12 protein-coding genes are annotated in these 15770 nt (G+C 68.5%); 4 read left to right on the forward strand and 8 right to left on the reverse strand.

Going from position 1 to position 15770, the window contains the following annotated elements; translation table 11 throughout:
• Positions 1-133: 133 nt before the first annotated feature.
• The 5 genes from ACZ7HT_RS20245 to ngcE all read right to left on the reverse strand — a co-directional run bounded on the left by ACZ7HT_RS20245 (position 134) and on the right by ngcE (position 6124).
• Positions 134-1198: a sugar ABC transporter substrate-binding protein gene (locus ACZ7HT_RS20245; RefSeq protein ID WP_471167470.1), complete on the reverse strand. Its 1065-nt coding sequence runs from the start codon at positions 1196-1198 to the stop codon at positions 134-136.
• 122 nt (positions 1199-1320) lie between these two features.
• Complete coding sequence (locus ACZ7HT_RS20250; RefSeq protein WP_471167472.1) at positions 1321-2532, reverse strand: ROK family transcriptional regulator; 1212 nt, start codon at positions 2530-2532, stop codon at positions 1321-1323.
• A gap of 160 nt (positions 2533-2692) precedes the next feature.
• Complete coding sequence (locus tag ACZ7HT_RS20255; RefSeq protein ID WP_471167475.1) at positions 2693-3631, reverse strand: carbohydrate ABC transporter permease; 939 nt, start codon at positions 3629-3631, stop codon at positions 2693-2695.
• A complete protein-coding gene (locus tag ACZ7HT_RS20260) occupies positions 3631-4560 on the reverse strand; it encodes a carbohydrate ABC transporter permease (protein WP_471167478.1) in 930 nt (309 codons plus the stop codon). The genes ACZ7HT_RS20255 and ACZ7HT_RS20260 overlap by 1 nt, the downstream gene beginning before the upstream one ends.
• Before the next feature lie 118 nt (positions 4561-4678).
• On the reverse strand, positions 4679-6124 hold the full coding sequence (gene ngcE / locus ACZ7HT_RS20265) for an N-acetylglucosamine/diacetylchitobiose ABC transporter substrate-binding protein (protein ID WP_471167480.1): 1446 nt from the start codon (positions 6122-6124) through the stop codon (positions 4679-4681).
• A 532-nt stretch (positions 6125-6656) separates the two neighbouring features.
• Here ngcE and ACZ7HT_RS20270 point away from each other — a divergent pair.
• Entirely contained in the window at positions 6657-7571 is a 915-nt protein-coding gene (locus ACZ7HT_RS20270; protein ID WP_471167483.1) for an FG-GAP repeat domain-containing protein, read from the forward strand.
• Positions 7572-7666: 95 nt separating this feature from the next.
• Here ACZ7HT_RS20270 and acnA read toward each other — a convergent pair whose 3' ends face one another.
• Together acnA and ACZ7HT_RS20280 are read right to left on the reverse strand one after the other, a co-directional pair.
• The gene (acnA, locus tag ACZ7HT_RS20275) at positions 7667-10387 is read right to left on the reverse strand and encodes an aconitate hydratase AcnA (RefSeq protein ID WP_471167486.1); all 2721 of its coding nucleotides are present in this window, start codon (positions 10385-10387) and stop codon (positions 7667-7669) included.
• A gap of 157 nt (positions 10388-10544) precedes the next feature.
• Positions 10545-11123 carry a YcxB family protein gene (locus tag ACZ7HT_RS20280; protein ID WP_471167489.1) on the reverse strand — a complete coding sequence of 193 codons (579 nt, stop codon included), beginning with the start codon at positions 11121-11123 and terminating at the stop codon, positions 10545-10547.
• A 114-nt stretch (positions 11124-11237) separates the two neighbouring features.
• Between ACZ7HT_RS20280 and ACZ7HT_RS20285 the strand changes: the two genes are divergently transcribed.
• From ACZ7HT_RS20285 to ACZ7HT_RS20295, 3 genes are all read left to right on the forward strand, one after another.
• A complete protein-coding gene (locus tag ACZ7HT_RS20285) occupies positions 11238-11594 on the forward strand; it encodes a VOC family protein (RefSeq protein ID WP_471167492.1) in 357 nt (118 codons plus the stop codon).
• A gap of 96 nt (positions 11595-11690) precedes the next feature.
• Entirely contained in the window at positions 11691-13220 is a 1530-nt protein-coding gene (locus ACZ7HT_RS20290) for a helix-turn-helix domain-containing protein (RefSeq protein ID WP_471167495.1), read from the forward strand.
• A gap of 77 nt (positions 13221-13297) precedes the next feature.
• Complete coding sequence (locus tag ACZ7HT_RS20295; RefSeq protein ID WP_471167498.1) at positions 13298-14149, forward strand: PASTA domain-containing protein; 852 nt, start codon at positions 13298-13300, stop codon at positions 14147-14149.
• A gap of 8 nt (positions 14150-14157) precedes the next feature.
• On the opposite strand, the gene ACZ7HT_RS20300 is transcribed toward ACZ7HT_RS20295, so the two are convergent.
• A complete protein-coding gene (locus ACZ7HT_RS20300; protein WP_471167501.1) occupies positions 14158-15708 on the reverse strand; it encodes an MFS transporter in 1551 nt (516 codons plus the stop codon).
• Positions 15709-15770: the final 62 nt, after the last annotated feature.

The raw sequence follows: 15770 nt of genomic DNA on the forward strand, positions 1-15770 counted from the left end.
GTGCCCATCCCCCTTGGGGGGCCCCCCCCCCCCCCCCTCCCCCCCCCCCCCCCCCCCCCCCCCCCCCCCCCCCAGGCCCTGGGGCCGGATCCGTGCCGCCGGGCCTTTACGGGCCCGGCGGGTTCGGGCGGTGTTACTTGATGCCCAGCGCGGTGCACTTGGCGGCGAGGTCCGCCGTGCAGAGGTCGGCGGCCTTGTAGATGCCGTCCTTGACGACCGTGGACTGGATGTTGGTCTTGTCGACCACGACCGGGGCGAAGAGCGTGGAGGGGACGCCGTCGGTCGCGCCCTGGGCGCCGAGGTCCTTGCCCTTGAGCAGGTTCACCGCGAACTTGGCGGCCTCGGGGGCCAGCTGGAGCGGCGACTTGTAGATCGTGAAGGTCTGGGTGCCGGCGATGATGCGCTGGACGCCCGCGACCTCGGCGTCCTGGCCGCCCACCGGGATGCCCTTGACGCCGGCGTTCTCGAGGGAGGTGATGATGCCGCCGGCCATGCCGTCGTTGGCCGAGTAGACGGCGCCGATCTTGTCCTTGCCGACCGAGGAGATCGCGGCGGACATCTTCTCGCCCGCGACCTTCGGGTCCCACTCGCCGGAGGCCTCGTAGGCGATCTTGCCGACCTTGCCGTCGAGCGCGGTGTGGGCGCCCTTCTTGAACAGGGCGGCGTTCGGGTCCTTCTCGTCACCGTTGATCATCACGACGCTGGCGGTGGCGGCCTTCGCGCCGAGCGCGGTCAGCAGGGCCTGGCCCTGGAGCTCGCCGACCTTGTTGTTGTCGTGGCTGACGTAGGCGTCGGCACCCGGGACGGCGCGGTCGTACGCGACGACCTTGACGCCCTTGGCCTTGGCGTCCTTGACCCAGCCCTCGGCCTTGGCGGCGTCGACCGGGTCGAGCGCGATGACCTTGACGCCGTCGGCGATGAGCTGGTCGAACTGCTGCTTCTGCTTCACGACGTCGGAGACGGCGTTGTTGTAGACGATCTCGCAGTCGGAGCAGGCGGCCTTGACGGCCTTCTCGAACTGGGGCTTGTCCAGGGCCTCGTAGCGCGAGGTCTTGTTCTCCGGCAGGAGCAGGCCGATCTTGGTCGAGCTGCCCTTGTCACCGCTGTCGCCGCCACCGGCCTGGCCGCAGGCGGCGAGCGAGAAGGCCATCGAGACCGCGGCCGTGGCTATGACGGCACGACGCGTCACTGCGTTCATGTGGGGTTGCCTCCCTGACGAGGCCGCGACGGTGCGGCCGAGGTGCCACGAAGTCAACTCGGCCGCAACCTTGTCGTCAAGAAGTAAATTCTTAACGAGATGACAACGGTGGTGTTCGTTCTCTAAGTGAAGGCAAGACGGGAGGCTGGCGCCGCCGAGGGAAGCGCGCTCTCCAAAAGGGTCGAATCGCCCATTTCACTCAGTACGAGGGCGAGGGCGCCGAGCACCTCCGCGCGCCCGCCGAGGGCCCCCTGGGCCAGCGAGAGCTGCCGGGCGGCGCTGGGGATCGCGTACCGCGAGACGGAGTCCCTGATGGGCGCGAGGACCAGCTCACCGGCCTCGGCGAGGGTGCCGCCGAGCACCACCCGGCTGGGGTTGAGCAGGTTGCAGAGGTTGGCGATGCCGCTGCCGATGTGCCGTCCGACGTCGGCGATCACCCGGCGGCAGCCGGGGTCGCCCTCACGGGCCAGCTGGACGACCCGCTCCATCGTCAGATCGGGGCCGTGGCTCGGCTGGAGCAGCGGCAGGACGTACCGCGCGGCGGTGAAGGTCTCCAGGCAGCCTCGGTTGCCGCAGCGGCAGACCGGCCCCGACTCGTCCAGGGTGATGTGCCCGATCTCCCCGGCGGTGCCGCCGGGCCCCCGGTAGACCCGCCCGTCGATGACGAGTCCGGCGCCGACGCCGCTGGCCACCTTGATGTAGGCCAGGTCCTTGACGCCCCGGCCGCTGCCCCAGACGAGCTCGCCGAGCGCGCCGAGGTTGGCGTCGTTGTCGACGTGCACGGGGACGCCGAGCCGGCCGGAGAGCTCGTCGGCGGGGTTGATGCCGCCCCAGCCCGGCAGGATCGAGGTCGAGCCGAGGGTCCCGGAGGAGACGTCGATCGGTCCGGGCACGCCGAGGCCGACGCCGATCACCTTGTCGTAGCCGATGCCGGTGGCCCGGATCAGCCGCTTGACCAGCTGTTCCGCGCGGTCGAAGCCCTCCGCGGCGGAGGCGTCCACGTCGAGCGGCTCGGCCTCCTCGGCGAGCACCTGGTGGGCGAGGTTGCCGACGGCGACCCGGAGGTGGGTGTGGCCGAAGTCCACGCCGATCACGATGCCGGCGTCGCCGGAGAGGGAGACGCTGCGGGCCCTGCGGCCCCCCGCGGAGGTGGGCGTGACCTCGACGGTGCCGCCGTCCTTCAGCTCCCGCACGATGTTGGAGACCGTGGCGGCGGAGAGGCCCGTCGCCCGGGCGATCTCCGCCTGGGTGAGCGAGCCGGCCATCCGCACCGCCCGGACGACCCGTTCGAGATTGGCCCTGTGCAGCGACGTCTGCGACCCCGGAGTCTCCATCGACTCTCTCACTCCCACCGTTTTCTCCAACATGTGAACTCTAGGGGACGCTTTCGGCTCGGTCCCCGTCAAGACCTTGAGTATCGGGCTGCGAGTGTCACACGACGCACGGAGCCCCCGGCGCGGGTGCGCCGGGGGCTCCGGAGGAAGGGTCGGCGGGCTACTTCACGGCGCCCGCGGTGAGGCCGGCGACCACCTGCCGCTGGAAGACGATGTACGCGGCGAGGACCGGGAGCATCGCCATCACGAGGCCGGCGAAGAGGCCGGACCAGTCGCCCTTGTAGCCCTGGCTGACGGCCAGCTGGACGAGGCCCTGGGAGAGCACCTTCTTCTCCGGGTCGGTGTTGAGCACGGTGGGCAGCAGGTACTGGTTCCACTGGCCGAGGAAGTTGAAGATGCCGACGCTGATGAGGCCGGGCTTGGCCATCGGCAGCATGACCTGGAAGAAGGTCCGGGTGTGCGAGGCCCCGTCCACGAAGGCCGCCTCCGCCACCGAGGTCGGCAGGGTGCGGAAGAAGGCCGTGAGGAAGAAGACGGTGAACGGGAGCGAGTACGCGATGTAGACCAGGATCAGGCCGTGCTGCGTGTTGAGCAGGGCCATGTTCTGCATGACGTAGAAGAGCGGCACGAGCGCCAGGATGATCGGGAAGCTCATCCCTCCGATGAAGAGGAAGTAGATGAAGCGGTTGCCCGGGAAGTCGAAGCGGGCCAGGACGTAGGCCGCCATCGAGCCGAGCAGGAGCGTACCGACGAGCGAGCCGCCGACCACCAGGAGGGTGTTCAGGAAGTAGTCGCTCATGTGCGCCTCGGTCCAGGCGCGCGACCAGTTCTCGAAGTGCAGCTTGTCGGGCAGCGACCACGGCGAGGTGAAGATCGCCTTGTCGGTCTTGAAGGAGGTCATGACCGCCCAGAGCAGCGGCATGACGACCATGATCGCCCAGATGATCAGGACGCCGTGCGAGAAGACGTTGAGGGTCGCGCCCTCGGCCTTGGCGGTCCTGCGCGCGGCGGGCGGCGCGATCTTGGTGACCGTGGGGCCGGGGCCGGCCGGGGAGCCGGGGTTCCCGACGCCGGTGGTGGCAGTGTCGGTCGTCTTCATCAGAACTCCAGCCGCTCGCGCCGGCCCACCTTCATCACGACGGCCGCGAAGGCCAGCGTGACGATGAGGAGCGCGACACCGATGGTCGTTGCGTAGGCGGCCTGACCGTCCCGGAACGCCTTCTGGTACACGTACAGCGGAAGGACGACGGTGGAGAAGTCGGGTCCGCCGCCGTTGGGGCCGACGGTCATGATCTGGACGACGGCGAAGGATTCCGCGCCGAGCGCGAGGATGCCCATGTAGATCCAGCCGGACTGCACGGTGTCCCAGAGCAGCGGCATGGTGATCTTGAAGAAGGTGGTGAAGCGGTTCGCGCCGTCGAGCAGGGCCGCCTCGTAGAAGTCCCTCGGAATGGACGCCATGCCGGCCGAGAAGAGGACGACGAAGAATCCGACGGTGGACCAGACGAGGACGACCATCACACAGATGAGGGCGAGGTCCGGATCACCGAGCCAGTCCGGCTGGACGGAGCCGAGACCGACCCCCTTCAATACGGAATTGATGGCTCCGCTGTTCGGGTTGTACGCGAACTGGAAGAGCAGTGCGACGATCGCGATCGACAGCACCTGCGGGAAGAAATAGACGATCTTGTAGAACGCGGAACCGCGCACACCTGCGATCGCCGCGCCCCCGCGGCGCCGACCGCCGACATTGAGCATGAAGGCGAAGAAGAGCGCGAGTCCCACGGTCACCAGGGGCAGCACCACCGCGAAGGTCAGACTGTGCTGGAGCGATTTCCAGAAGACCTCGTCGTCCAGCATTCTGCTGTAGTTGTCGAATCCGACCATCCCGAATTCGGGACTCAGTCCGGTCCAGTCCGTGAACGAGTAGTAGATGGACTGGATGAACGGCCAGATGACGAACAGCACGTAGAGCGCGAGGGGGGCCGCCAGGAACCCCACGATGAAACGGTACTTGCCGTGTTGCATTCCTACCGACCCCGATCTTCCCGCGGAGACGCGCGCCGCTGGTGCCACGCGCCGCTGCTGCCGCGCGCCATGGGGCCGGGGCCCGCTCCCGGTCGGCGGGAAGGGGCCCCGGCACTGCTCACTGGTGCTTGTAGTGCTTGATCGAGGAGTCCTTGGCCGCCTCGTCGGCGTACTTCTGGATCTTCTTGATCGTCTCGGCCGGCGTCGCACGGCCGGCCATCATCTCGCCGAGGCCGGCGACACCGATCTTCTCCTTCTGGAGGGCGACGTACCAGTCCTGGAGGCGCGGGTTGACGACGTTCTGGCCGGCCTTCTCCAGGGCGGCGACACCGGACTTGAGGCCCGGGGTCAGCTCGATGCCGTCGGTGCCGCCGTTGAAGGCGGTCAGCGACTTCACGGACTGGGTGAAGTTCTTGGAGGAGGCCTCGCTGAGCATGATGCGCAGCTGCTCCAGGCCGCCCTCCAGGTTCTTCGCCTTCGCGGGGACGATGAAGGGCTCGCCGCCGGAGGCCCAGATGGTGCCGAAGGGCATCTTGTCGGAGGAGTCGATGCCGGTCGGGGCGGAGACGGCCAGGTTGAAGTCGGCCGGCATGGTCTTCGCGGCCTCGTTCTCGACCCAGGAGCCGTTCGGGATGAACAGCGCCTTGCCCTCGGTCCAGGCGGTCTGCGACTGGATGTGGTCCAGGCCGGGGGTCCCCTGGAGGATGTAGCCCTTCTTGACCAGCTCGTAGTACGCCTCGAAACAGGCCTTGACGGCGGGGTGCTCCCAGGCCTTCGGCTCCAGGTTGTCGATCGCGTCGAGGACCTCGCGGCCGCCGACCTTGCCGATCATCGGGTAGAGCGAGAAGGGGACGTAGTACGGGTACTTGCCGGCGTACGTCCAGCCGGCGATGCCCTTCTTCTTGGCCTTCTCGCAGACGGCCAGCATCTCGTCCCAGGTCTCGGGGTACTTCGCGTCGAGGGAGTCGAGCAGCTTCTGCGAGTACCAGACGCCGTAGACCGTGTACGCGTAGTACATGATCCACACCGGGTCGCCGTCGAACTGGCCCATCTCGACGATGCCGGGCCGCAGGGTGTCGCGGACCTTCTTGCTCGGGTCGTCGATGGACGGCGCGTCGAGCAGCGGGGTGAGGTCCGCCAGCTGCTTCTGGCCGACGAGGACACCCATGTCCATCTGCTCGGCGCCGGAGTTGTCGATGAGGTCCGGCGGGGTGCCGCCGTTGAAGCGCGGCTGCAGCGTGGTGGTGATCTTCTGGGTCGGCGTGAACTTGACGCTGGCCTTGGGGTAATTCGTCTCGTAGACCTTGATCGCGTCCTTGGCGTACTGCTGTCCGAATCCGCCGTCGAAGAGGACGAAATCGAGCGGGGCCGCCGCATTCACCCCGAGCGGGTTCTTGTCGGACTTCGTGCCCTTCTCGACCTTCTCGTTGCCACCGTCACCGCTGCTCGCGCAGGCGGAGAGGAAGCCCATGGTCGGTACGGAGATCAGACCGACAGCGGCGGAACGCTTGATCAGATCGCGACGGCCGAGGCCCTCACCGTTGTGTGCGGAGGTGGATCCCATGCTCAAGTCCTCGCCTTCATTCAGGACTCAGGCGGTGTACCGGTCGCCCGTACTCACTCGCCACAGGCGAAGGGCCCCGCCACCGCGGTCATTTGCAGCCGGGTCGTGCACGCGTCGGGCCGTCGCCGGATTGCTCCGACTGGCTGGACGCCGACAGGTATAGTCCACTTCCCTTCACGGGAGCAAGATCGAAACCAGGTTTGCACGACCATCTTTCCCGAGTTGAGACCTCCGGGATAAGCACGCTGGATCTGCGGCGTTTCGTCCAACCATTCGCCGCACAACACCCTTGACATCACGTCAGAGTCACGGCATAGGACGGGGATTCCCTCCCGCACGCGCCCCGGCGGGAGGGAGGGAAGCGACGAAAAGGACAAATGATCGAACATCGAAACAGTTGTGTCACAAACCCGTTGCCAGGTGAAGATTCGATGAGAAGGATCCGGGATCATAGAGACCCCGCCCACTCCTTGCCCTCGCGCAGGGGGCCTGTGGCGGGACCTGCCTTATTCCATACGGATCTGGAGTACACGTGGCCAACTCTTCTGGCCTGAACCGCACGGGCGTCCTGTCCCGTGTCACGGTCGCGGCGATCACGGCCGCCCTGGTCGGCACCACGACGGCGGCCGTCGCCGCCGAGGCGCCGCAGCCCGTCTCCTCCGGCATCGCTCGGACCTCGAACGCGAGCGCCTTCGCGGCCACCACCACCGCCGCCTCGGCGCCGGTCAACTACCTCCTCGGCGTCAACAGCGCCGGCACCGTCTGGGCCTACGAGCCGGTCGGTGGCGGCGCCATCCAGCGCCTCGCGGACAACTCCGGCACGGGCTGGAACTACCACAGCAAGTTCGCCCAGGCCGACCTGGACGGCGACGGCCACTCCGACGGCTGGTACGCCATCCGCAACGGCCGTCTGAACTTCGTCGACACGGGCGCCCCCCGCGACCTCGGCGGCGGCTGGAACATCTACAACAAGATCGTCTCCGCCTCCAACACGGGCGGCGGCGCGGCCGACGACCTCCTCGCGCGCGACACCTCCGGCGTGCTGTGGCACTACCTCGGCTACGGCAACGGCGCCCTGACCACGCGCTACAAGGTCGGCGGCGGCTGGAACGCCTACACCCAGATCGCCGGCAAGGGCGACATCACCGGCGACGGCCGCCCCGACCTCGTCGCCCGCGACGGCTCGGGCGTGCTGTGGCTGTACAAGGGCACGGGCAACTACAAGGCGCCCTTCACCGCCCGCACCCGCATCGGCTCCGGCTGGAACACGTACAACACCCTGGCCTCCTCCGGTGACCTGAACTTCGACGGCAAGGCCGACCTCGTCGCCCGCAACAGCGCCGGCGAGCTCTGGCTGTACAAGGGCACCGGCAACGCCTCGGCGCCGTTCAGCGGCCGCGTGAAGATCGGCACGTCCGGCTGGAACAGCTTCCGCGAGCTGTTCTGATCGGGCTCCCGCCCGAACGCAAGGGCCCCGCTCCTCTTCCGAGGAGCGGGGCCCTTTCCGTCTACCGGATCCTGTGGCGTCAGCCGCGACTGTGCTTATCCACGAATGAGGTTGCGGAGCACGTACTGCATGATGCCGCCGTTGCGGTAGTAGTCCGCCTCACCGGGGGTGTCGATGCGGACGACCGCGTCGAACTCGACACCGGTGTCGGTGGTGACCTTGACCGTGCTCGGGGTCGTGCCCTCGTTCAGCTCGGTGATGCCGGTGAGGGAGAAGGTCTCCTCGCCGGTCAGGCCGAGCGAGTCGGCCGTCTGGCCGGCCGGGAACTGGAGCGGGAGGACGCCCATGCCGATGAGGTTCGAGCGGTGGATGCGCTCGTACGACTCGGTGATGACGGCCTTGACGCCGAGGAGCGCGGTGCCCTTGGCGGCCCAGTCGCGGGACGAGCCGGAGCCGTACTCCTTGCCGCCCAGGATGACCAGCGGGGTGCCGGCGGCCTGGTAGTTCTGCGAGGCGTCGTAGATGAACGACACCGGCGCGTCGGCCTGGGTGAAGTCGCGGGTGAAGCCGCCCTCGGTGCCCGGCGCGATCTGGTTGCGCAGGCGGATGTTGGCGAAGGTGCCGCGGATCATGACCTCGTGGTTGCCTCGGCGCGAGCCGTAGGAGTTGAAGTCACGACGCTCCACACCGTGCTCGGTGAGGTACTTGCCGGCCGGGGTGTCGGCCTTGATGGCACCGGCCGGGGAGATGTGGTCGGTGGTGACCGAGTCGCCGAGCTTCGCGAGCACGCGGGCGCCCGTGATGTCGGTGACCGGGGTGGTCTCCATCGTCATGCCCTCGAAGTACGGGGGCTTCCGGACGTAGGTGGACTCGGCGTCCCACTCGAAGGTGTTGCCGGTCGGGATGGACAGCGCCTGCCACTGGGCGTCGCCCGCGAAGACGTCCTGGTAGGACTTGTTGAACATGTCCTCGCCGATGGCGTTGGCGACGACGTCGTTGACCTCGGCCTCCGAGGGCCAGATGTCGGCCAGGTAGACGGGCTTGCCGTCCTGGTCGACGCCGAGGGCGTCCTTGGTGATGTCCACCTTCATGGAGCCCGCGATGGCGTACGCGACGACCAGCGGCGGGGAGGCCAGGTAGTTCATCTTGACGTCGGGGTTGATGCGACCCTCGAAGTTGCGGTTGCCCGAGAGCACCGAGGTCACGGCCAGGTCGTGCTCGTTGACGGCCTTGGAGACCTCCTCCGGCAGCGGGCCGGAGTTGCCGATGCAGGTGGTGCAGCCGTAGCCGACGAGGTTGAAGCCGACCTTGTCGAGGTACGGGGTGAGGCCCGCCTTGTCGAAGTAGTCGGTGACGACCTTCGAGCCCGGGGCGAGGGTGGTCTTGACCCACGGCTTGCGGGTCAGGCCCTTCTCGACGGCCTTCTTCGCGACGAGCGCGGCGGCGACCATCACGTACGGGTTCGACGTGTTGGTGCAGGAGGTGATCGCGGCGACGGTGACGGCGCCGTGGTCGATCGTGTAGGTGGAGCCGTCCGGGGCGGTCACCTGGACCGGGTTCGACGGGGCGCCACCGTTCGGGTGGTTCGCCGGGGCGTCGGAGGCCGGGAAGGACTCCAGCTCGGCCTCGTCGGCGGTGGTGACGTAGTTGAGGACGTCGGTCTTGAACTGCTCGGCGGCGTTCGCGAGGACGATGCGGTCCTGCGGGCGCTTCGGGCCGGCGATCGACGGGACGACCGTGGAGAGGTCGAGCTCCAGCTTCTCGGAGAAGTCGGGCTCGGCGGCCGGGTCGAGCCAGAGGCCCTGCTCCTTGGCGTACGCCTCGACGAGCGCGACCTGCTGCTCGGAGCGGCCGGTGAGCTTGAGGTAGTTCAGGGTCTCGCCGTCGATCGGGAAGACCGCGGCGGTGGAGCCGAACTCCGGCGACATGTTGCCGATGGTGGCGCGGTTCGCGAGGGAGGTGGCGGCGACGCCCTCACCGTAGAACTCGACGAACTTGCCGACGACACCGTGCTTGCGCAGCATCTCGGTGATGGTCAGCACCAGGTCGGTGGCGGTGGTGCCGGCGGGCAGCTCGCCGGTCAGCTTGAAGCCGACGACGCGCGGGATGAGCATGGAGACCGGCTGGCCGAGCATGGCGGCCTCGGCCTCGATGCCGCCGACGCCCCAGCCGAGCACACCGAGGCCGTTGACCATGGTGGTGTGCGAGTCGGTGCCGACGAGGGTGTCGGGGTACGCCTGGCCGTTGCGGACCATGACCGTACGGGCCAGGTGCTCGATGTTCACCTGGTGGACGATGCCGGTGCCCGGCGGGACGACCTTGAAGTCGTCGAACGCGGTCTGGCCCCAGCGCAGGAACTGGTAGCGCTCCTTGTTGCGGCCGTACTCCAGCTCGACGTTCTCGGCGAAGGCGGAGTTCGTGCCGAACTTGTCGGCGATGACGGAGTGGTCGATGACCATCTCGGCCGGGGAGAGCGGGTTGATCTTCGCCGGGTCGCCGCCGAGCGCCGCGACGGCCTCACGCATGGTGGCGAGGTCGACGACACAGGGGACACCGGTGAAGTCCTGCATGATCACGCGCGCCGGCGTGAACTGGATCTCCTGGCTCGGCTGGGCCTGCGAGTCCCAGTTGCCGAGGGCCCGGATGTGGTCGGCGGTGATGTTCGCGCCGTCCTCGGTGCGGAGCAGGTTCTCCAGGAGGACCTTCAGGCTGTAAGGGAGGCGCGCGGAGCCCTCGACCTTGTCCAGCTTGAAGATCTCGTACGACTCGTCGCCCACGCGCAGCGTGCTGCGGGCGTCGAAGCTGTTCGCCGACACGACAGTCTCCTTCATATATGTGCGCGTTCCACCACATCCTGCCGCCACGTACACGTCGTCGATCCGCTAAGGTAAGGCTAAGTTAGGTATCCCTTACCAGGGTGGCGGCAGCGGTGCGCCTCGGCAGATATCTCGATGTCGAGATAACTCTAGTACATCACCGCCGAACGGTCATGCCTGGCATGCCCCTGAGTCGGCGCAAGTCCGCCGCCACCAGGAGGGCGCGCACGCGATCCACGTCCGCGGGGTCCGCGGCCCCGCGCTTGGGCAGGACGACGTAGATGCGCATACGCCTGGGCATGAAGACGAACAGCTCGTCGGTCTCGATGTAGCGGGGGAACGCCTGCCAGTCGATGGTGCTGGTGAGACCGCCACCGGTGGTGGTCATCCCGTCGTCGCCGACGACGGTCGTACAGGTTCCGTAGTCCGCCATCCCCGAGTACTGCTCGCGCGCGACGCGCGCCAGGATCCGAGGGAGGATCACGCCCATGGCGACCAGCACGCAGGCGCCCACCACGGCCGACGCGGCGGGTGAGAAGCCCTTGCGCCACGCGTAGAAACACGCGAGCAGGAGGCCTGTGGCCGCCGGGATGAGCACGCCCGGGAGTCCGGACAGCGTCCCGAAAGAAAAGCGCCGGACGGCCGAACGGTAGTCGGCCTCGGTCGGCGTGTAGACGAAGGCGACGGCAGTGTCTCGCGCGGCCGCGTCCCGTATGTGATCCCCACCCGTATACATGGCGGCAGATCCTAGCCCCGGCCGACCGGGCCCCGCACGACGCGGTCCGGCGGGCGGGCCCCGTACGGACGCCGTCCGATTGCCGCGGCGGATCGCGCGGCCGACGATCGGATCATGTTCAGCGGCGCGCACGTGATTCTCTACACCCGGAACGCGGAGGCCGACCGGGCCTTCCTCAAGGACGTCGTCGGCTTCGAGTACGTGGACGCAGGGGGCGGCTGGCTCGTCTTCAAGCTGCCGCCCGCCGAGTTCGCGGTGCACCCGACGGAGGGCGAGCCGAAGCACGAGGTCTACCTGATGTGCGAGGACCTCACCCGTACGCTCACCGAGCTGGAGGACCGGGGCGCGGAGATCTCACGGGCCATCACCGAACAGGCCTGGGGGCTGCTCGCGGCGGTACGGCTGCCGAGCGGCACGGAGCTCCCCCTGTACGAACCCCGCCATCCCACCGCACTGGACCTCCCCGGCTAGACCAATCCGGTCATAGCGCCCCATACGTAACAGGGCATCACCCGAACGCACTACCCCAGTGATCGTCACATCTCATATCTGAGATACGTTGACGCCATGGCAGACGACTACCTCGTACGCATCGGCAAGCTCATCCGTGACGCCCGGCAGCACCGCGGCTGGACGCAGACGCAGCTGGCCGAAGCACTGGCCACGAGCCAGAGCGCCGTCAACCGGATCGAGCGCGGCAACCAGAACATCAGCCTTGAGATGATCGCCCGTATCGGCGAAGCCCTCGACAGCGAGATCGTCTCCCTCGGCTACGCCGGCCCCATGCACCTCCGGGTCGTCGGCCGCCGGCGCCTCTCCGGCGCCATCGACGTCAAGACCAGCAAGAACGCCTGCGTCGCGCTGCTCTGCGCCTCGCTCCTCAACAAGGGCCGCACCGTCCTGCGCCGCGTCGCCCGCATCGAGGAGGTCTTCCGGCTCCTGGAGGTCCTCAACTCCGTCGGCGTCCGCACCCGCTGGATCAACGAGGGCGTGGACCTGGAGATCGTGCCGCCGGCCGAGCTGGACATGGAGTCCATCGACGCCGAGGCCGCGATCCGCACCCGCTCGATCATCATGTTCCTCGGCCCGCTGCTGCACCGCATGGACCGCTTCAAGCTGCCGTACGCCGGCGGCTGCGACCTCGGTACGCGCACGATCGAGCCGCACATGATCGCGCTGCGCCGCTTCGGCCTGGAGGTCACGGCCACCGAGGGCATCTACCACGCCCAGGTCGAGCACTCGGTCTCCCCCGACCGCCCCATCGTCCTGACCGAACGCGGCGACACGGTGACGGAGAACGCCCTCCTCGCGGCCGCCCGCCACGACGGCGTCACCGTCATCCGCAACGCCTCCTCCAACTACATGGTCCAGGACCTCTGCTTCTTCCTGGAGGCCCTCGGCGTCCGGGTCGACGGCATCGGCACCACCACCCTGACCGTGCACGGCGTGCCGCAGATCGACGTGGACGTCGACTACTCCCCCTCCGAGGACCCGGTCGAGGCGATGAGCCTGCTGGCCGCGGCGGTCGTCACGGAGTCCGAGCTGACCATCCGCCGCGTCCCGATCGAGTTCATGGAGATCGAGCTCGCGGTCCTGGAGGAGATGGGCCTCGACCACGACCGCTCCGCCGAGTACGCCGCGGACAACGGCCGCACCCGCCTCGTCGACCTCACGGTCCGCCCCTCCAAGCTGGAGGCGCCGATCGACAAGATCCACCCGATGCCCTTCCCGGGCCTCAACATCGACAACGTCCCCTTCTTCGCGGCGATCGCGGCGACGGCCCAGGGCAAGACCCTCATCCACGACTGGGTCTACGACAACCGCGCCATCTACCTCACCGACCTCAACCGCCTCGGCGGCCGCCTCCAGCTCCTGGACCCCCACCGCGTCCTGGTCGAAGGCCCCACCCGCTGGCGCGCCGCCGAGATGATGTGCCCGCCGGCCCTGCGCCCGGCCGTGGTCGTCCTCCTGGCGATGATGGCGGCGGAGGGCACCTCGGTCCTCCGGAACGTGTACGTCATCAACCGCGGCTACGAGGACCTCGCCGAGCGCCTGAACTCGATCGGCGCACAGATCGAGATCTTCCGGGACATCTAGGACCCCGATCCGGAGGAATCCGGAAGTGGCTGACGAACCCCCGTGCCCGGCGCGGGGGTTCTGTCTACGATCCCGGCGTGGACTCGTACGCGTATGCACCGCCGCCGCCTCCGTCGCCGCCCCGAGGGGCTGTTCGGCGGTGGTGGCAGCATCCGGGACTCGTCGTCGTCGCGCTGGTCGCGCTGCCGCCCGTCGGGATCGGGCTCGCGTGGCTGAGTCTCTGGGACCGGAAGCGGAAGATCCTCGCCAGCGTGCTCGCGGCGGTGTGGTTCGTGCTGCTCCTCCGCGGGGATCCGGCGGAGGAGGAGAAGGCGGGGCACAGCGATGCCCGGCCGCCCGCGGCGTCCGGCAGTGCATCCGTCAGTGCATCCGTCAGCGCCTCCGCCACGCCCTCGCCCACTCCCACCGGGCCTCCCGCGCTCGTGGGGAAGGGGCTCAAGGAGGCGCAGGCCGTCGCCTCCGCCGCCGGGTACTCCGTCGTGTCGCACGATGCCTCCGAGCAGGACGCCCGGCAGTGGGACGCGGGTGAGTGGAGCGTGTGCTTCCAGACCTCGGCGGGGCAGCGGGACGGTGGCCGGCCCGTGCTTGACCTCGGTGTGGTGCGGGACGGGGCGCCCTGCCCCGCCGCCGACGGGGACAGGATTCCCTGGCCGGCCATGCCCGCCGTCACCCGGGTGACCTTCGCGCGGGCCGGCGAGCTGTTGAAGCCCCTCGCGTTCAAGAAGGTCGTCGCGGAGAGCGCGTACTCCGATGTGGCGCTGCCCGGTGTCGCCGATCCGTGGAAGGTCTGCTTCCAGGACCCCGCTCCGGGCAAGGAGGTCGAGGATCCGCAGTACTCGACCGTGTATCTCAAGCTCGCTCCGCCCGATGCCGCCTGTCCCGCGCAGCCCTATGCCGAGTTGCGCCCGGATCCCGCGCCGACGCGGTAGCAGGACGGTCAGGCTCCCGGCATCACGCCGCCGCCCTTGAGGCGTTCGATGTCGGAGGGGCGGACCTGGATCACGAAGATGGCGACCAGGGCACCGACGACGGCGAAGATCGCCGCTGTGACGAAGCCCGCGGAGACGCCGGTGGCGAGGATCTGGTCGCTCCAGGGCGGTGGGAGCTGGCCGGTCTTGGCGAACTGGGCCTTCTCCAGCGGGCCGGCCTGGGACAGGAAGGCGGGTACCTGGGTGTCGGCCTCGTTGCGGCTGGCCGTGCCGAAGACGGTCACCAGGATCGAGAGGCCGAGCGAACCGCCCACCTGCTGCGTGGAGTTGAGCAGGCCGGACGCGGCCCCGGCCTCCTGCGGTTCGACGTTCGACAGCGCCATGATGGTCAGCGAGACGAACATCAGGCCCATGCCGAGACCGAAGACGAGGATCGGTCCGAGGATGCTGCCCGCATAGGTGGAGTCCACATCGGTGAGCGTCAGCCAGGACAGGCCGACCGCCGTGAGCAGCGAGCCCGTCACCATGAAGGGCTTCGGGCCGAACCTGGGCAGCAGGTTGGACGTGAAGCCCGCGCCGACCGCGATGATCGCGCTGACCGGCAGGAACGCGAGACCCGTCATCAGGGGGCTGAAGCCCAGCACCTGCTGCACGAACAGGGTGAGGAAGAAGAACATCCCGAAGATGGCCGCCGCCAGGCAGAGCATCATGACGTAGGTGCCCGAGCGGTTGCGGTCGGCGAACATGTGCAGGGGCGTGATGGGTTGCTGGGAGCGCCGTTCGATGAGGATGAACGTGAACAGGAGGACGATCGCGGCTCCGAACGAGGCGATCGTGTAGGGGTCGCTCCAGCCCTCCTGCGCGGCCCGGATGAATCCGTACACCAGCGCCACCATGCCGAGCGTCGCCGTCACCGCGCCGGCGAGGTCGAAGTGGCCGGGGTGCCGCTCGGACTCCTTGACGTGACGCGGCGTGAGGATCGCGATCACGATGGCGATCGGGACGTTGACGAAGAAGATCCAGCGCCAGTCGAGCCATTGGACGAGCATGCCTCCGGCCACCAGGCCGATCGCGCCGCCGCCGGCGGAGACGCCGGCGAAGACGCCGAAGGCCCGGTTGCGTTCCGGGCCTTCGTCGAACGTCGTGGTGATGAGGGAGAGCGAGGTCGGCGAGGCTATCGCGCCGCCGACGCCCTGGAGCGAGCGGGCCGCGAGGAGTTGCCACTCGCTCTGTGCGAGTCCGCAGAACAGAGAGGCGAGTCCGAAGAGCAGCACGCCGAAGATGAAGACACGTCTTCGGCCCAGGATGTCGCCGGCACGCCCGCCGAGGAGCAGCAGGCCGCCGAACGTCAGGGTGTAGGCGTTGACGACCCAGGACAGGCTGGTCGTGGAGAAGTCCAGCGCGCTCTGGATGTGCGGGAGCGCGATGTTCACGATCGTGATGTCGAGGACCACCATCAGCTGGCAGGACGCGATCACGAACAGGGCGATGCCCTTGCCGTCGCCGCCGCGCTTCGGCGCCGCGGTCTGTGCCGGTGTCGTCGGCTTGGGAGTACTCATTTGGCGCCTCGGGCCTCGCCTGGTGAGTGAGCCGTGGGCCGGTCAGTCCACGTTTCGACACT

It is taken from the genome of Streptomyces sp. NPDC037410 (assembly GCF_055602235.1).